Source organism: uncultured Caulobacter sp. (genome assembly GCF_947036865.1).
GTDB lineage: Bacteria > Pseudomonadota > Alphaproteobacteria > Caulobacterales > Caulobacteraceae > Caulobacter.
Genome location: NZ_CAMQSF010000002.1, coordinates 265,453 through 282,040 on the forward strand (window position 1 = coordinate 265,453; position 16,588 = coordinate 282,040).

Annotated in this window: 18 protein-coding genes and 1 pseudogene; 10 read left to right on the forward strand and 9 right to left on the reverse strand. The window is 68.9% G+C overall.

Features of this window, described 5'->3' with window-relative positions; all coding sequences use genetic code 11:
* The first annotated feature begins 145 nt into the window (after positions 1 to 145).
* Together Q0V34_RS03330 and Q0V34_RS03335 are read left to right on the forward strand one after the other, a co-directional pair.
* Complete coding sequence (locus Q0V34_RS03330; RefSeq protein WP_297507672.1) at positions 146 to 580, forward strand: CBS domain-containing protein; 435 nt, start codon at positions 146 to 148, stop codon at positions 578 to 580.
* Positions 576 to 677: pseudogene (locus Q0V34_RS03335) on the forward strand (hypothetical protein); the annotation flags it as partial. The gene Q0V34_RS03330 and the pseudogene Q0V34_RS03335, both read left to right, overlap by 5 nt.
* A gap of 67 nt (positions 678 to 744) precedes the next feature.
* On the opposite strand, the gene mdh reads toward Q0V34_RS03335, so the two are convergent.
* Complete coding sequence (mdh, locus tag Q0V34_RS03340) at positions 745 to 1,707, reverse strand: malate dehydrogenase (RefSeq protein ID WP_297507675.1); 963 nt, start codon at positions 1,705 to 1,707, stop codon at positions 745 to 747.
* 147 nt (positions 1,708 to 1,854) lie between these two features.
* On the opposite strand from mdh, the gene Q0V34_RS03345 reads away from it, so the two are divergent.
* Positions 1,855 to 2,901: a MaoC family dehydratase gene (locus Q0V34_RS03345; RefSeq protein ID WP_297507678.1), complete on the forward strand. Its 1,047-nt coding sequence runs from the start codon at positions 1,855 to 1,857 to the stop codon at positions 2,899 to 2,901.
* The gene (locus Q0V34_RS03350; protein ID WP_297507680.1) at positions 2,894 to 3,319 is read left to right on the forward strand and encodes an HIT domain-containing protein; all 426 of its coding nucleotides are present in this window, start codon (positions 2,894 to 2,896) and stop codon (positions 3,317 to 3,319) included. Before Q0V34_RS03345 ends, Q0V34_RS03350 begins: the two co-directional genes overlap by 8 nt.
* A 107-nt stretch (positions 3,320 to 3,426) precedes the next feature.
* Here Q0V34_RS03350 and Q0V34_RS03355 read toward each other — a convergent pair whose 3' ends face one another.
* Both Q0V34_RS03355 and Q0V34_RS03360 read right to left on the reverse strand, forming a co-directional pair.
* The gene (locus tag Q0V34_RS03355) at positions 3,427 to 4,458 is read right to left on the reverse strand and encodes a hypothetical protein (RefSeq protein WP_297507683.1); all 1,032 of its coding nucleotides are present in this window, start codon (positions 4,456 to 4,458) and stop codon (positions 3,427 to 3,429) included.
* Between the two features lie 49 nt (positions 4,459 to 4,507).
* Positions 4,508 to 5,383: a CoA ester lyase gene (locus tag Q0V34_RS03360; RefSeq protein ID WP_297507686.1), complete on the reverse strand. Its 876-nt coding sequence runs from the start codon at positions 5,381 to 5,383 to the stop codon at positions 4,508 to 4,510.
* A 120-nt stretch (positions 5,384 to 5,503) separates the two neighbouring features.
* Between Q0V34_RS03360 and Q0V34_RS03365 the strand changes: the two genes are divergently transcribed.
* The gene (locus Q0V34_RS03365; RefSeq protein ID WP_297507691.1) at positions 5,504 to 5,887 is read left to right on the forward strand and encodes a DUF2237 family protein; all 384 of its coding nucleotides are present in this window, start codon (positions 5,504 to 5,506) and stop codon (positions 5,885 to 5,887) included.
* A 74-nt stretch (positions 5,888 to 5,961) separates the two neighbouring features.
* Positions 5,962 to 6,330, forward strand: coding sequence for a cytochrome c (locus Q0V34_RS03370; RefSeq protein WP_367272024.1), 369 nt, complete (start codon positions 5,962 to 5,964; stop codon positions 6,328 to 6,330).
* Here the strand turns inward: Q0V34_RS03370 and thpR are convergent.
* Both thpR and Q0V34_RS03380 read right to left on the reverse strand, forming a co-directional pair.
* Entirely contained in the window at positions 6,327 to 6,866 is a 540-nt protein-coding gene (gene thpR / locus Q0V34_RS03375) for an RNA 2',3'-cyclic phosphodiesterase (RefSeq protein WP_297507694.1), read from the reverse strand. The genes Q0V34_RS03370 and thpR overlap by 4 nt on opposite strands.
* Before the next feature lie 13 nt (positions 6,867 to 6,879).
* Positions 6,880 to 7,932, reverse strand: a complete 1,053-nt coding sequence (locus Q0V34_RS03380; RefSeq protein WP_297507697.1) for an aldo/keto reductase — start codon at positions 7,930 to 7,932, stop codon at positions 6,880 to 6,882.
* Between the two features lie 194 nt (positions 7,933 to 8,126).
* Between Q0V34_RS03380 and Q0V34_RS03385 the strand changes: the two genes are divergently transcribed.
* On the forward strand, positions 8,127 to 8,879 hold the full coding sequence (locus Q0V34_RS03385) for a Bax inhibitor-1/YccA family protein (RefSeq protein WP_297507700.1): 753 nt from the start codon (positions 8,127 to 8,129) through the stop codon (positions 8,877 to 8,879).
* A gap of 103 nt (positions 8,880 to 8,982) precedes the next feature.
* Positions 8,983 to 9,327, forward strand: coding sequence for a hypothetical protein (locus tag Q0V34_RS03390; RefSeq protein ID WP_297507703.1), 345 nt, complete (start codon positions 8,983 to 8,985; stop codon positions 9,325 to 9,327).
* A 10-nt stretch (positions 9,328 to 9,337) separates the two neighbouring features.
* Here the strand turns inward: Q0V34_RS03390 and Q0V34_RS03395 are convergent, their stop codons facing one another.
* From Q0V34_RS03395 to acnA, 3 genes are all read right to left on the reverse strand, one after another.
* Positions 9,338 to 9,664, reverse strand: coding sequence for a DUF2794 domain-containing protein (locus Q0V34_RS03395; RefSeq protein ID WP_297507706.1), 327 nt, complete (start codon positions 9,662 to 9,664; stop codon positions 9,338 to 9,340).
* Between the two features lie 536 nt (positions 9,665 to 10,200).
* On the reverse strand, positions 10,201 to 10,944 hold the full coding sequence (locus Q0V34_RS03400; RefSeq protein ID WP_297507709.1) for a thioredoxin family protein: 744 nt from the start codon (positions 10,942 to 10,944) through the stop codon (positions 10,201 to 10,203).
* A 169-nt stretch (positions 10,945 to 11,113) separates the two neighbouring features.
* Entirely contained in the window at positions 11,114 to 13,801 is a 2,688-nt protein-coding gene (gene acnA, locus Q0V34_RS03405) for an aconitate hydratase AcnA (RefSeq protein WP_297507712.1), read from the reverse strand.
* 183 nt (positions 13,802 to 13,984) lie between these two features.
* Here acnA and ccmA point away from each other — a divergent pair, with 183 nt between their 5' ends.
* Complete coding sequence (gene ccmA, locus Q0V34_RS03410; RefSeq protein WP_297507715.1) at positions 13,985 to 14,611, forward strand: heme ABC exporter ATP-binding protein CcmA; 627 nt, start codon at positions 13,985 to 13,987, stop codon at positions 14,609 to 14,611.
* Positions 14,608 to 15,273, forward strand: coding sequence for a heme exporter protein CcmB (gene ccmB, locus Q0V34_RS03415; protein ID WP_056053821.1), 666 nt, complete (start codon positions 14,608 to 14,610; stop codon positions 15,271 to 15,273). The genes ccmA and ccmB overlap by 4 nt, the downstream gene beginning before the upstream one ends.
* Before the next feature lie 79 nt (positions 15,274 to 15,352).
* Here ccmB and Q0V34_RS03420 read toward each other — a convergent pair whose 3' ends face one another.
* Positions 15,353 to 16,246 carry a DMT family transporter gene (locus Q0V34_RS03420; protein WP_297507722.1) on the reverse strand — a complete coding sequence of 298 codons (894 nt, stop codon included), beginning with the start codon at positions 16,244 to 16,246 and terminating at the stop codon, positions 15,353 to 15,355.
* Between the last annotated feature and the right edge of the window lie 342 nt (positions 16,247 to 16,588).

Genomic DNA, 16,588 nt, shown 5'->3' on the forward strand with positions numbered 1-16,588 from the left:
CCGGGGCTTATGACTGAAAAGGGCCTGGGAGTCAAAGAGACGCTCAAGCGTCCCACGCTCGCGGAGCTCGCCAGCCTCGTGGCGGGGAACGGTGACAGGGCCGGCGGGTTTCCTAGGCCGACGCCTCAGGCAACGGAGAACCTCGATGAAAGTCAGCGACGCCATGACCCGCCAGGTCTCGATCGCCCGCCCGTCCGACACGGTCCGCCAGGTCGCCGAGACCATGGCCAAGGTCGACAGCGGCGTGGTGCCGGTGGTCGACGACGGCAAGGTCGTGGGCCTGGTCACCGACCGCGACATCGTCCTGCGCGTGGTGGCCGAGGGCCGGAGCTTCGACAGCGCGGTGTCCGACGTGATGTCCGGCGGTGAGGTGCTGAGCGTGACCGAGGACGACGTCCTGGCCGACGCGACGGCCAAGATGGCCAACCATCAGGTCCGCCGCCTCGTCGTCCTGAACGACGCCGGCGCGCTGAGCGGCATTCTTTCGCTGGGCGACGTGGCCAAGGACTACGGCGCCAAGCAGGTCGGCAAGACGCTGGAGGAGATCTCGCAAGAGCCGGGCGACGGCGCGGCGCATTGAGTGCGTGGTCCTCGCCCTTCGACAAGCTCAGGGTGAGGACGCTTGCTGCCGCCGGATCAGTAGGAAACCTCATCCTGAGCTTGTCGAAGGACGAGGTGTCCGGACCAAGAAAAAGGGCGGCTCCCTTCGGAGCCGCCCTTTGTCGTTCCTGGACCAAAAGTCGCTTAGACCAGCGAGCTGTCGATGGCCTTGCAGGCCTCCATCAGGCCCTTCACCGACTCGACGGACTTGGCGAACATCGCCTTTTCCTCGTCGTTGGTTTCGAACTCGACGATCTTCTCGGCGCCGCCGGCGCCGATGACCACCGGCACGCCGACATAGAGGTCGTTCAGGCCGTATTGGCCGGTCAGGTAGGTGGCGCAGGGCAGGACGCGCTTCTTGTCCTTCAGGTACGAGGTCGCCATGGCGATGGCGCTCTCGGCCGGGGCGTAGAAGGCCGAGCCGGTCTTCAAGAGGGCGACGATCTCGCCGCCGCCCTTGCGGGTGCGCTCGACGATGGCGTCCAGCTTTTCCTGGGTCAGCCAGCCTTGCTTGACCAGTTCCGGCAGCGGCAGGCCGCCGACGGTCGAGTGACGGACCATCGGGACCATGTCGTCGCCGTGGCCGCCCAGGGTCCAGGCGTGGATGTCCTCGACCGAGACGCCGGTGGCTTCGGCCAGGAAATAGGCGAAGCGGGCCGAGTCGAGGACGCCGGCCATGCCGATGACCTTTTCCTTCGGCAGGCCCGAGAACTGCTGCAGGGCCCAGACCATCGCGTCGAGCGGGTTGGTGATGCAGATGACGAAAGCGTTCGGGGCGTGGGCCTTGATGCCTTCGCCGACGGCCTTCATGACCTTCAGGTTGATGCCCAGCAGGTCGTCGCGGCTCATGCCCGGCTTGCGCGGCACGCCGGCGGTGACGATGCAGACATCGGCGCCGGCGATGTCGGCATAGTCGTTGGCGCCCTTCAGGGCCACGTCCTTGCCGAACACGGCCGAGGCTTCGGCGATGTCCAGCGCCTTGCCCTGCGGCGTGCCTTCGGCGATGTCGAACAGGATCACGTCGCCCAGCTCCTCGCGAGCGGCGATGTGGGCCAGGGTGCCGCCGATCATGCCGGCGCCGATAAGGGCGATCTTCGCGCGAGCCATGGGGTCTCCATCAAGGCTGTGGACAGGGGAATGTCGCGGCGCGGTCTAGACCCGTCGCGCCCCGGCCTCAAGCCCTCTTTCCCGTTTCGCTGCACTGCGGCAAAGATGCCTGAACAACGATAAGGCGCGCGAGGAACGAGGGGTGCGATGAGCAAGACCGATCCAGGGAACTTCTTCGAGGACTTCAAGCTTGGCCAAAGGCTTGTCCACGCCACGCCGCGCACGGTCACGACCGGCGACGTGGCGCTCTATACGGCGCTCTACGGGCCGCGCTTCTCGCTGTTCTCGTCCGACGAATTCGCCCGGGGGTGCGGCCTTATGTCCGCCCCCGTCGATCCGCTGATCGCCTTCCACGTGGTGTTCGGCAAGACCGTGCCCGACATCAGCCTGAACGCGGTGGCCAATCTCGGCTATGCCGAGGGTCGCTTCCTGGCCCCGGTGTTCCCGGGCGACACGCTGAGCTCCGTCTCGGACGTGATCGGCCTGAAGGAGAACTCCAACCGCAAGACCGGCGTCGTCTATGTCCGCACCACGGGCGTCAACCAGCGCGGCGAGGCGGTGCTGAGCTATGTGCGCTGGGTGATGGTGCGCAAGCGCGATCCGGACGCCGAGATCGCCGAGCAGTCCGTCCCGACCCTGTCGGCCGCCGTCGCGCCGGCCGATCTGGTCACGCCGCCGGGCCTGGACTTTTCCGCCTACGACTACGCCCTGGCCGGCGCGCCGCATGCGTTCGAGGACTATGCGGTCGGCGAGACGATCGACCATGTCGACGGCATGGCGGTCGAGGAGGCCGAGCACCAGATGGCCACGCGCCTGTGGCAGAACACCGCCAAGGTCCACTTCAACCAGTTCGAGCGCGCCAAGGACCCGTCGGGCCGGCGCCTCGTCTATGGCGGGGTGGTGATCTCGACGGCCAAGGCCCTGTCGTTCAACGGCCTGCAGAACGCTGGCCTGATCCTGGCGATCAACGGCGGCCGGCACGTGGCCCCGTTCTTCGCCGGCGGCACGGTGTTCGCCTGGAGCCAGGTGCTGGACAAGGCGGATCTCGGCTCGGTCGGGGCTCTGCGCCTGCGTCTCGTGGCGACCAAGGACCAGCCCTGCGCGGACTTCCCGGACAAGGATGGCGAAGGAACCTACGATCCCGCCGTCATTCTGGACTTCGACTACTGGGCGGCGATTCCCAAGCGTGGCTGACTTCACCCTCGACCCCGCCTTCGTCGCCACCTCGCACAAGGTCGCCGACCTGCCGCTCAGCGAAGTGCGCCTGCAGGACGACGCCCGCTATCCGTGGCTCGTCCTGATCCCGCGCCGACCTGGTCTTCGGGAGATCGAGGACCTGGGCGCCGCCGATCGGATCCAACTGATGGAGGAGATCATCCTGGCGGGCGCCGCCGTGCGCGCGCTCGGCGCGACGCTGGATCTGGCGGTCGAGAAGCTGAACGTCGGGGCTCTGGGCAATGTCACCGCCCAGTTGCACGTCCATGTGGTGGGGCGCCGGGCGGACGATCCGGCCTGGCCGGGGCCGGTCTGGGGCCACGGCCCGGCGGTCGCCTATTCACCGGAAGCGCGGGCGAAGGCGATCGCGGCGGCGGGGGTCGCCTTGAGGGTTTAAGGATCTGAACCTCGCCCTTCGACAGGCTGAGGGTGAGGTTCAACGGAAACGCCCCAAGCAGTCATCCTCACCCTGAGCCTGTCGAAGGGCGAGGATGGCCGCTCCGCCTATCGCCGCTTCTTTCTCGAAGAGCCCTTGATCGCCGCCTTGCCCCTGTGGCCCGAGACGGCCTTGGCCTTGCCGCCCTTGCGCTTCTTCAGGGCCGAGGCCTTGCCGCGCTTGGCGGCCGCGCACTTGGCCTTGGCGGCCTTCAGGGCCTTGCCCTTCTTGCCCTTGGTCGAGCAGGCCGGCGCGGCGTCGGACCGGCTGGCCACGACCCGCGGCGGCCAGACATAGGGGCCGCGCCCCTGGCCCTCGTAGCCGGGCGGCGCCTCGGGCACGAGGTGCTCGGCGACCACCGGCTGGGTCCGACCGTTCTCGACCAGTTCGCCGGCCCAGCGCTCGGCGCCGGCCGGACGCAGGGTCAGGACCGCGGACTCGCCGCCCTTGGGACTGAAGCGGGCGATAAGGTCGCCGCCATCGCGGCGCAGGTCGTCGATCAGGCCGGTCGATCCGACCGTTCCGGGACGTCGGACGTCGCGCCAGGCGCCTTCGAGCGGGGTGTAACCGCCGGCCTTGTCGACGATCTGCAGGGCGTAGATCTGCGCCCCGTCGACCGCCGCGACCCGCCAGCCGCCGTCCAGAGGGCCTTGCAGGGTCTGGGCGGCGGCGATCGAGCCCTTGACCCGCAGTTCATAGACCAGGGCCTTGGTCGGGGCGCCGTCCGGCCCCACCAGAGATTCCGGCGGCGGGATCGGCAGGATCGTTCCGCGATGCTTCGGGGCCGGCTTGCCGGCGGTCTCGGCTTCTTCCTCGTCGACCATCTGGCCGCTCTGCGAGATCAGGTCGCCGAGCGGGTCGATCGCCTGCGGGACCTGGGCGGAGTCGGGCACGGCCGGCGCGGCCGGCGGCGTCGCGGGCTGCGTCTGGACCGGCGCTTCGGCCGAAGGGGAAGCGGCCGGCGGCGGCGCGGCGACCTGGGTCCCGAACGTCGGGACATAGGGCGAGGGCGACGGAACCGCGGGCGCGGGCGGCGTCGGAGCCTGCTGCGCCAGCGCCGGGCTGGCGACCAGGACGACGGAGAGAACGAGAACCCGCATCAGAAACCTTCGACTGCCCAAAGACCCCGTCGTCCGAGGGGCCTCCGCTTCAACCCGCGCGTCCCGCGATGGCTTCCGCCACCGCGACAAGACGCTCGGCCTGCGCCAGATGCAAGCGCTCGGCCATCTTGCCGTCCACCCGCAAAGCGCCTTTGCCAGAATTTTCCGGCGCGTTGAAGGCGGCGATCACCGCGCGGCTCCAGGCGATGTCCTCGGGCGAGGGCGAGAAGACCCGGTTGCAGATCTCCAGGTGCTTGGGGTGGATCAGGGTCTTGCCGTCGAAGCCGAAATCGACGCCCTGGACGCAGACGGCTTCCAGGGCGGCCAGGTCCTCGATGTCGTTGTGGACGCCGTCCAGGATGGTCAGACCGTGGGCGCGGGCGGCCGCGACCGACAGGGTCAAGAGCGGCAGGAACGGCCCGCGATCGGGGGTCTGGCGGGCCCGCATCTCCTTGGCGAAGTCGTTGACCCCCATCACCCAGGCCGACAGCCGCGTGCCGTGGGCGGCCTCGGCGATCTCCCACAGGTGGAAGGCGGCCTTGGCGGTCTCGATCATGGTCCACAGCCGCGTCGCCGCCGGGGCGCCGTTCAGGCGCCGGTCGTAGAGCCGCACGTCGGCGGCGTCGTTGACCTTGGGGACCAGCACCGCGTCCGGACCCGCCTCGGCGGCGGCGGCCAGGTCCTCGGCCCCCCACGGCGTGTCGAGCCCGTTGACCCGGATCACCACCTCGCGGGCGCCGAAGCCGCCGGCCTTGACCGCCGCCACCGCCGCCTCGCGCGCCGCCGGCTTGGTCTCGGGCGCGACGGCGTCCTCGAGGTCCAGGATGATCACGTCGGCGTCCAGGGTCCTGGCCTTCTCGACGGCCTTGGCGTTGGAGGCGGGCATGTAGAGGGCGCTGCGGCGCGGACGGCTGGCGGCGGTCATGAGAGGCTCCCTGGCGTTCTTGTCTGTTGCCGCGACCTTAGCATTGCTGCGCCGCAGCAAAAGCCTCTTCGGCGCCATGGAGCGGCTTGGCGCCGGCCCTGGCGCGCGTAGGATCGCGCCATGAGCACCACGCGGTACGACAAGAGCGCCAAGAACGTCCTGGGCGGCGAGCTCGCCCCCTGCTCGCTGGATCCGGTGACGGGCTTCTATCGCAACGGCTGCTGCGAGACCGGGCCGCACGATCTGGGACTGCACACCGTCTGCGCGGTGATGACCGACGATTTCCTGGCCTTCTCCAAGGCGCGCGGCAACGACCTTTCCACCCCGCGCCCGGACCTGGCCTTCCCGGGGCTGAAGGCCGGCGACCGCTGGTGCTTGTGCGCCGGGCGCTGGAAGGAGGCGCTGGACGCCGGCATGGCGCCGCAGGTCGTGCTGGAGGCGACTCACGAGGAGATGCTGGCCATCGTTCCCCTCGGCGTCCTGAAGGACCACGCCGTGGCCTGACCGCTTGACGCGGATCAAAGGCCGCCGCCGCCATCGGCGGCAGGATGCGCCCCGAGAAACGCGGGAGCACGCCGATGACGCGGCGCACGATCGTTGGCGGACTGGTCGCCGCCGCCCTTCTGGTCGCCGGCTCGGCGACCGCCGCGCCCGATCCCGTGGCGCGGGGCCGCGAAATCGTCACCCGGAAATGCGGCGTCTGCCACGCGGTCGGCCCGACCGGCGACAGCCCCAACCCCGCCGCGCCTCGATTTCGGCGGCTGAATGAGCGCTATGACGTCGAGGATCTCGCCGAGGGGCTCGCCGAAGGCCTGACGGTCGGCCACGGCCCGATGCCGGAGTGGGTGTTCCCGCCCGAGGACGTCGCCGCCATCGTGGCCTATCTGAAATCCATCCAGGAGCGCGACGGGCCTAGCGAGAAGACCGCCGCGCCGCCGAAGCGCTAAGCGTCCAGAAGGTATTCCCGCTCCAGCCGATAGGCCGAGCCTTCGCTGGTTTGCCAGCTGGAATAGAGCCCGAACCGATCGACGCGGAACGGCGGCGAGCGCAGCAGGTTGTTGGCCTGGATCCAGGCGCCGACCTCGGGAACCGCCGCGCGCTTCAGATAGGCCAGGGTGACGTGCGGCGTGTAGACCCGCGTCTCCGGCTTGAGCCCCGCCGCGCGGGCGGCGCTTTCGTTGGCCTTCTGAAGCCGGCGCAGCGGCGCGCTGTCCTCGACCCCGGCCCAGACCGCGTGGATGTCGGCGCCTTCGCCGAAATGGCCGGCGCGGGTCAGCGCCAGGTCGAAGGCGGGGGCGTCGATCTCCATCAACGCCTCGTCCAGATCGTCGGCGACCGGCTCCTGGACGTCGCCGACGAAGCGCAGGGTGATATGGAACGCCTCGATGGGCCGCCATCGCGCGCCCTCGATCCCGTGCTGGCGCGAGACGAGCCCCTGACCGATCTCCGGCGGGATGGCGATGGCGGTGAAGAGGCGGATCATCTGCCCTTAACGCCTACGGACAGGGATTGGGGTGGCGGACGTGAATGGCGTCGACGGCCTTGTCCAAATCCTCGCTCCAGGCCAGGTCGAAGGCGTCGATATTGGTCTTCAGCTGCTCCATCGACGTCGCGCCGATGATCGTGGCGGTCACGAACGGCCGGGTGTCGCAGAACTTCAGGGCCAGCTGGGCGGGATCCAGGCCGTGTTCCCGCGCCAGGTCGACATAGGCGCGGAAGGCGTCAAGCGCGCCAGGGCCCTCGTAGCGCTGCATGCGGTTGTAGAGCGCCTTGCGCGAGCCCGCCGGCAGGGCGCCGTCGAGATACTTGCCGGTCAGCTGGCCCTGGGCGAGCGGCGAATAGGCCAGGAGGCCGACCTGCTCGCGCATGGCGATCTCGGCGAGGCCCACCTCGAAGGTGCGGTTGGCCAGGTGATAGGCGTTCTGGATCGAGGCGATGCGGGGCAGGCCCCGCGTCTCGCTCTCGGCCAGGAACCGCATGACGCCCCACGGGAACTCGTTGGAGACGCCGACATGCCGGATCGAGCCCTTCTTCACGTGGGCGTCCAGCGCCTCGAGAATGTCGCCGAACGCCTCGAAGTCCTGGTCGTAGTCCTTGAAGCTGGCGCCGCCGAACACCCGCACCTTCCGATCGGGCCAGTGCAGCTGATAGAGGTCGATATAGTCGGTCTTCAGCCGGCGCAGCGAGCCTTCGACCGCCTCGTCGATCTGGGCCCGGGTGTGGCGGGTCACCGCGCCGTCCCGGCGCAGCCAGGAGAGGCCGCCGAACGCCGCGCCCTGGCCGGCGACCTTGGAGGCCAGTACGACCTCGTGGCGCTTGCCGGTCTTCTCGAACCAGGAGCCGATGTAGCTTTCGGTCCGCCCTTGCGTCTCGGGATTGGGCGGACTGGCGTACATCTCCGCCGTGTCCCAGAAGGTGACGCCGCGCGACAGCGCGTAGTCCATCTGGGCGTGGGCCTCGGCCTCGGTGTTCTGCGAGCCCCAGGTCATGGTGCCCAGACAACAGCGCGACACCGTCACGTCCGTGCGGCCGAGTTTAACGTATTGCATCCTGGCGCCCCGTATTGCTTTTCGAACGTTCTAGGGTGTCGTCCGACGAGGCCGCAAGGGATGGAGACCCCATCAAGGCGGCTCACGGTTTCGCGAACGCATACCATGAACGCGCTTCGGCTATTGCGCGACGGGTCTGGACAACCGATATCTTAGAGGCGTCCGCGACGGACGCTAGCTCAAGGGCTTCTTCTATGAACGACTTTAACCGCGGTTACACGCGCTCGATCCCGGCGGATCGCGCTGACATGTCGGCTGACGCCGGCCTGCGCGGTTTCATGATCGGCGTCTACAACAAGGTGGCGCTGGGTCTTCTGCTGTCGGCTGGCCTGGCCTTCCTGACCAGCTATTATCAGCCGGTCGCCAGCCTGCTCTACGTCCTGACGCCCGACGGTCGTCTGGCGGGCTTCACCCTGCTCGGCACCATCGTTCGGTTCGCGCCGCTGGTCATGATGCTGGTGGCCATGTTCGCGATGCGTAATCCCACGGCCCGCTCGTCGGGCGCGCTCTACTGGGCGCTCGTCGCCTCGATCGGCGCCGGCCTGGGCGTCTGGCTTCTGGCCTTCACCGGCACCTCGGTCGCCGCGACGTTCCTCGTCACCGCGATCGCCTTCGGCGGCCTCAGCCTGTTCGGCTATACGACCAAGAAGGACCTCACCGGCTTCGGCAGCTTCCTGATCATGGGCCTCATTGGCATCTTGATCGCGTCGCTGGCTCAGATGTTCCTGCACCTGCCGGGCCTGAGCTTCATCATCAACATTCTGGGCGTGTTCATCTTCGCGGGCCTGATCGCCTACGACACCCAGAACCTGAAGATGACCTATTACCAGCTGGGGGGCGAAAGCCAGTCGATGGCCGTGGCGACGAACTACGGCGCGCTGAACCTCTATCTGAACTTCATCAACCTGTTCCAATTCCTGCTCAGCATCATGGGCAATCGTCGCTAAGCACGGCGACGCTAGACTTCAGAAGCCCCGGCGCGCGATCGCCGGGGCTTTTTCTTTGGCGGCTTCGCGCCCACATTACCGGTGGGGGTTCATGGAGCGTGTGATGGTCCGGACGATCGCCTTTTCCCTGACCGCGGCCTTGGCGCTGAGCGCCAGCGCGCGCGCCGAGCCGGTGGCTTCGCCGCCGGCCAGCCGGCCGCCGATCCTGACCGCGCCCCTGAACCTCAAGCCCGTCGGTCCGATCGAGTTGCGCTACGCCCAGGCTCCCACGCCGCTGCCGCGCGGCGTGGCGCGGACCGCGATCGAGCGCCGCGAGGGCGGGGTTTCGGGCGGCGTCGGCGTGCTGTGCGGCATCCAGCCCAGCGCCGACGACAGCGGCGTCGGCCGGGCGCGCGGCTACAACACCGAAGGCCGCTTCGTGGGGGCCAAGCTCGGCTTTTCCTTTTAAGCCCGCGATCTCAGTCGACGACCGAGAACTTGCCCTTCTCGAACACGCGCAGCACCTGCGTCAGTTCGTGGCCGCGCTTGAGGATCATCCCGCCCTGGCCGACGACCGCCCAGGCGCCCTGCTTGCGCGCGAGAGCCGGGCGCTTCTCCACCCGATAGAGCGGGGCTTCGGCGGTATGCCGGAAGATCGAGAACACCGCGTGGTCGGAAAGGCCGGCGATCCCGTAGTCGCGCCACTCGCCGGCCGCGACCATGCGGCCGTAAAGGCGCATCAATTGATCCAGCTCGCGTCGCTCGAAGAAAACGACGCCGCCAACGGGCTGAGGGTCGAGAGCCATCCGTCGAATCTAAGCGCAAATCCGCCGAATGGAACAGTCCGTGTCGCCATGGACACCGATCCGGCGGAATGACACGCGGCGGCCACGCGACGCCCCGATATGACCTTAATTCGGTCGTTCGCGCGCCTGTTTGCGGGTCGATAAGGTCAATGTCGGCTGATCGGAGACCCTGTGGTCCAGGATCCTGAACAGCCCCCCCAGCCCCCCAGATCGCGGGCCGGTCAGCCGACAGACTTTATATTCCCTCCCCCAAGGAGCCCGCGCGGACCATCCCCCACCGCGCGGGCTTTTTGGCGCGTGAGGGTCCGGCGGCGGACGCCTCATCCCCGCCACGACTCGCCGCGAAACGACCTTGGTTTGGTCCCGCCGTCGCCCGTGTCGGCCGCGATAAGGAAAGCGTCGACGAAGAGCGGATCGGGCTTCTGTCAGCCCCCCCCGCCCGCCCCCACCGAGCGCTTCTCGCCGACACGTCAAGGAACCCGCGCGACCCATCCCCTCCGGTCGCGCGGGTTTTCCCGTTCGTGGCTATAGAGCGATCAGTGGTCGGCGGTCCTGCCGTGAGCCGCGGCTTCGAGCACCCCGAGGATGCGGCCGCCCTTGGCGCCCTGCACCAGCACCACCGTCTCGAGATCGGCGTCCCCTCCCTCGGGCAGGCGATAGAGCTTGGGCCGTCCGGCCCAGGGACCCAGCCTGACGAGCTCGCGAACGACGTTGCGGTGGACCAGGGTCTGGCCCTTGTTGTCGCCGCGCTTGACGGCGATGTCCTGCTGATGGGGGTCATAGCGGACCAGCCAGACGTCGGCCCCGCCGCGCGGCGCGGGACCCGAGCCGACCGCCACGCGCGCCTTGCCCACGAAACGCATGTCCAGAGTCTTGGCCGGCGCCCGCTCGGCCGACTTGACGAGGTCCTCGACCGCCTCGGCCTTGGCGCCGGACGCCTGGACGCGGCCGCCGACCACCATCTGGGGCGTCGGCACGTCGCGCAGGGCGAACTTTTTGGCGTAGGCGCGTTGGCGCTCGGCGAAGGCCGGCTTGGCGAAGGTGTCCTTCCAGCCGAGATAGTCCCAGTAGTCGACCGAATAGGTCAGGGCCAGCACGCCGTCGCGCTGGGCCAGATCGGCCGCCAGCTGGTTGGCCTTGCCGCACGACGAGCAGCCCTGGGCCGTGAACAGCTCGACCACTACCGGCGGCTTGGCGGCCCACGCGGCGGGCGCCCACGACAGGGCAATGGCGGCGCCGGTCAGGGCCAGACACAACGGGGGAAGGGCGGCCTTACGCATCGAGCGCACTTAAGCCAAGAACGCCGTAGATATCCGTTCACGAGGCCGTGAATAGCGACGTCATGTGGGGAGAACCGGCGCGGACATCGTTGTCACCGCCACGTCCCAAGAAAAACGGCCGGCCCCGCGAGGAGGCCGGCCGCTGTTTCCGGTCGCTTTCGAGACGCGCCTAGTCGGCCTTGGCCAGGTTGCGCAGCACGTAGTTCAGCACGCCGCCGTTCTTGAAGTATTCAAGCTCGGTCGGGGTGTCGATGCGGCAACGCACCGGGAAGCGGGCGATGCGGCCGTCGGTCGGGCGATAGAGCTCGACGATCAGCTGCTTGCGCGGGGCGAGGTCCGTGAGGCCGCGGATCGAGACGATCTCCTCGCCGGTCAGCTCCAGCTTCTGCCAGCCGTCCTGGACGAACTGCAGCGGCAGCACGCCCATGCCGACCAGGTTCGAGCGGTGGATGCGCTCGAAGCTCTCGCAGATCACCGCGCGGACGCCCAAGAGCTTGGTGCCCTTGGCGGCCCAGTCGCGCGACGAACCGGTGCCGTATTCCTTGCCGCCGAAGACGACCGCCGGACGACCCTCGGCTTGGTACTTCATCGCCGCGTCGTAGATCGACATCACTTCGCCGGTCGGGAAGTGCTTGGTCACGCCGCCTTCGATGTCCGGGGTGATCTTGTTGCGGATGCGGATGTTGGCGAAGGTGCCGCGCATCATCACCTGGTGGTTGCCGCGACGCGCGCCATAGCCGTTGAAGTCCACCGGCTCGACGCCGTGGTCGATCAGGAACTTGCCGGCCGGGCTGCTGGTCTTGATCGAACCGGCCGGGCTGATGTGGTCGGTGGTGATCGAGTCGCCGAACACGGCCAGGATCCGGGCTTCGACGATGTCGGTCACCGGGGCCGGCGTCATCGACATGTTGGGGAAGTACGGCGGGTTCTGGACGTAGGTCGAGTCGGCTTCCCAGGCGTAGGTCTGGCCGCCGGTCACCTTGATGCCCTGCCAGTTCTTGTCGCCCTTGAAGACGTCGCCATAGCGGGTGGCGAACATCTTCTCGTTGATGGCCTTGCGCTGCAGGGCGGCGATGTCCTCGTTCGAAGGCCAGATGTCCTTCAGGAAGACGTCGTTGCCCTTCTTGTCCTGGCCGATCGGCTGGGTGGCCAGATCGATCTTCATCGAGCCGGCCAGGGCGTAGGCCACCACCAGCGGCGGCGAGGCCAGGTAGTTGGCGCGCACGTCCGGGTTCACCCGGCCTTCGAAGTTGCGGTTGCCCGAGAGCACCGAGCAGGCGACCAGGTCGTTGTCGTTGATCGTCTTGCTGATGGCTTCCGGCAGCGGACCCGAATTGCCGATGCAGGTGGTGCAGCCGTAGCCCACCAGGTTGAAGCCCAGGGCGTCCAGCGACTTGGTCAGGCCGGCCTTGGCCAGGTAGTCGGTGACCACCTGCGAGCCGGGGGCCAGCGAGGTCTTCACCCACGGCTTGACCTTCAGGCCCTTGGCGACCGCGTTCTTGGCCAGCAGGCCGGCGGCGATCAGCACCGAGGGGTTGGAGGTGTTGGTGCACGAGGTGATGGCCGCGATGACCACGTCGCCGTGACCGACGTCGAAGTTCTCACCCTCGACCGGCGCGCGCAGCTCCGGATTCTCGGCCTTGCCGAACTCGCCGGCCAGCGACTCGGCGAACTTGGCGGCGGCGTCCGACAGCAGCACGCGGTCCTGCGGGCGCTTGGGGCCGGCCAGCGACGGCTGGACCGTCGACAGGTCGAGTTCCAGGGTGTCGGTGAAGGTCGGCTCGGCGACGCCGGGCTCCCACCACAGTCCCTGCTCCTTGGCGTAGGCTTCGACCAGGGCGACGCGTTCCGGCGTGCGGCCGGTGCCCTTCAGATAGGCGATGGTCGAGGCCGAGATCGGGAAGAAGCCGCAGGTGGCGCCGTATTCCGGCGCCATGTTGGCGATCGTCGCCTGGTCTTCCAGGGTCAGGTTAGCCAGGGCGTCGCCGTAGAATTCGACGAACTTGCCGACCACGCCCTTCTTGCGCAGCATCTGGGTGACGGTGAGCACCAGGTCGGTGGCCGTCGCGCCTTCCGGCAGGGCGCCGGTCAGCTTGAAGCCGATGACTTCCGGAATCAGCATCGGGATCGGCTGGCCCAGCATCGCGGCCTCGGCCTCGATGCCGCCCACGCCCCAGCCGAGGACGGCCAGGCCGTTGACCATGGTCGTGTGGCTGTCGGTGCCGACGACGGTGTCGGGATAGGCCACCTCGGCGCCGTCGACGGTGTTGGTCCAGACGGTCTGGGCCAGATATTCCAGGTTCACCTGGTGGCAGATGCCGGTGCCGGGCGGCACGACGCGGAAGTTGTTGAAGGCCGACGAGCCCCAGCGCAGGAAGCGATAGCGCTCGATATTGCGCTCGTACTCGCGCTTGACGTTGTCGTCATAGGCCTTGGGATTGCCGAAGTTGTCGACCATCACCGAGTGGTCGATCACGAGATCGACCGGGTTCAGCGGGTTGATCTTGGCCGGGTCGGCGCCCAGGGCCACCATCGCGTCGCGCATGGCGGCCAGGTCGACGACGGCCGGAACGCCGGTGAAGTCCTGCATCAGCACGCGCGCGGGGCGGAAGCTGATCTCGTGCTCGACCGCGCCCTTGTTGTTCAGCCACGCGGCCACGGCCTTCAGGTCGTCCTCGGCGACCGAGACGCCGTCCTCGTTGCGCAGCAGGTTCTCCAGAAGCACCTTCATCGAGACCGGCAGCGACGAGGTTCCGGTCAGACCGGCTTCCTCGGCGGCGCGAAGGCTGTAATAGACATAAGACTTGCCGCCGACCTGCAGTTCGCGGCGGGCTTTCAGGCTGTCGATTGACGCCATTTCAAAGGATCCTTCTCTGTCCACGGCCGCCCGAAAACCACTCCCGGGATCACGCGCAGATCGAAGGGGACACACAGGTTCCGCCTCCGCGCCGCGTACCACCCTGAACGACTGGAGGGGGGCGACCGGCCGCTTCTTAGCGCCGCCGCCGCGTAACGTCCATGTCGCGCGCGGGGTCTTGACATGTTGAGAGCCGTTCTCATCGAAGGCCTGGCGATCACCCGGGGCGAACGCCGACTGTTTTCGGGCCTGACCCTGACCTTGCGGGCCGGCGAGGCGGCGACCCTGGTGGGCCGCAACGGCGCCGGCAAGACCAGCCTGCTGCGATCCGTCGCGGGCCTGCTGCGCCCCGCCGACGGCGCGATCGCCTTCGAGGGCGAGGCCGGACCGCTCGAGGCCGAGACCGCCCGAGCCGAGCACCTTCACCTGCTCGGACACCAGGACGGGCTCAAGTCGAGCCGCACCGCCTGGGAGGAGCTGCGCTTTCAGACCCTGTGGACCGGCGGTTCGGAGGCGAGCGCGCGCGAGGCGGCCAAGCGCTTCGATCTGGGCCGGCTGCTGGACCTGGAGGTCCGCCGCCTGTCGGCCGGCCAGCGCCGCCGCCTCGCCCTGGCCCGTCTGGTCGCCAGCCCGCGCTCGCTCTGGCTGCTGGACGAGCCGATGGCGCCGCTCGACGCCGGCCAGCGCGCGGCGTTCGGCGCCGTGATGGCAGAACACGTCGCCGGCGGCGGCATGATCCTGGCCTCCGTGCACGACCCGCTGCCGATCGAGGCCCGCAGCGTGCCCATCGGCGGGGAGGTGGGCGCATGAAGGCGTTCGGCGTTCTGCTGCGGCGGGAACTGGCCCTGGCCTGGGGCCGGGGCGGCGGCCCGCTGCTGGCCCTGACCTTCTATGCCTGCGTCGTGGTGCTGCTGCCGATGGCCTCGGGCCGCGCGCCCGAGCGCCTGGCGGCGATCGCCCCGGGGATCGCCTGGCTGGCCCTGGCTCTGGCGGCGCTGCTGTCGCTGGAGCGATTGTTCGAGCGCGACTACGAGGACGGGACCCTGGACCTCCTGGCGCTCGGCCCCGCGCCGCTGGAGGCCGTGGCCGTGGCCAAGTGCCTGGCCCAATGGCTGGCCACGGGCGCGCCGCTGGCCCTGGCCGCGCCGGTCGCGGCGCTGATGTTGGGCGCGGACCTCAAGGTCATGCCGCTGCTGGTGCTGTGCGCCCTGGCCGGCGGCCTGGCCTTCGCCTTTCTCGGCGGTCTCGGCGCGGCCCTGGCCCTGGGCGGCAAGCGCGGCGGCCTGCTGGTCGCGGTGATCGTCCTGCCGCTGTTCGCGCCGCCGGTGATCTTCGGGGCGGGCGCGCTGGACGGGTTCTCGGCGGGCTTGCCCTGGACCGGTGGCCTGATGCTGCTGCTGGCCTATTGCGCCGGAGCGGTCGCCCTGTCGCCGCTGGCCATGGGCGCGGCCTGCCGCAACGCCCTGGACTAGAGCCAGATAAATAGGCTCGATTTCAAACCTTTAGAGCGTGCTAGCCGCTGAAACGGCTCACACCTTCGGCGAACCCGCTCTAAGGCGTCGGCGCCGCCGTCGCTTGCACCGCGCCGGGTTCGGCGTGGCGCTCGCCGCGCACGACCAGCAGGCTGCCGCCGATGATCAGCGCGCCGCCCGCCAGCAGGAAGGCGGTCAGGCGGTCGCCGAACAACAGGACCCCGCAGGTCGCGCCGATCAGGGGCTCGATATTGATGAACACCCCGGCGCTGGCCGCCCCCACCCTGGCGGCGCCGAACTGCCAGGCCGCCGTGGCCACCAGCGTCGCCAGCACGCCCTGGGCGACGACGGCGATCCAGACTGGGGCGCTGAGAGTCAGCTTCGGCGGACCGTGCACGGCGAAGGCGATCGGCAGGATCGTCAGGGCCGCGACGATGATCGAGACCGCGGGAATGGCGATCGGATTGGGCGCCGGCGGGACCTTGCGCAGGGCCAGCAGCCAGGCCAGGAACAGAAACAGCGATCCGATCGACAGCGCGACGCCGTAAGGCGAGCTGGCGCCGTCCGGCTTACCCGCGATGCAGGCCGCGCCCAGGGTCGCCGCCGCCACCCCGGCCCACGACAGGGGCGTGACCTTCTCGCCGAGCACCCGGGCGCTGACCGCGATCAGGGCCGGCATCGCGCCGACCAGCAGCGCCGCGACCGTGACGCTGACATGGGCCAGGCCCTCGAACTGAACCATGAAGGCCACGCCGTAGAGCACGCCCGTCAACAGCACCGCCGGCGATCTGAAGAGCGCCCGGACCTCGGCCCGGCGCAGGGCGAAGGGCGCGGCGACCACGCCGGCGACCACGAACCGCAGCAGCACCATATGGGCGGCGTCGGTCTCCGTCAGGATCAGCTTACCGGTCGGAAAGCCCATCCCCCAGCAGACCCCCGCCAGGGCCAGGGCGAGAAAAGCGAGCAACTTCATGCGAACTCCCGGCAAAGATCAGACAAGCCGGGGGGACGCCTGGCGAGCCAAGCGCCGTTTAGAACGACGAAATCCCGGAACTGTCAGCTGACATAGCGCGTGGGACCCGGCGCGCAAGCGCGGTCACGCTTCGCGCGGGCCTCAAACATGTAACATTGTTCATGAAAGCGGACATTTTCGCGCCATATGGCGATGGCCAAGCTTTGGCTCCTCATACGACAGGGAGCTCACACCATGCGTAAATCCATTCTCCGCCTGGCGCTCGCGGGCGCCGCCGTCACCGCCCTGGCCGCCGGCGCCGCCGCCGCGCAAGTTCCGACCCCGCCCCCGCCGCCGGCCGTT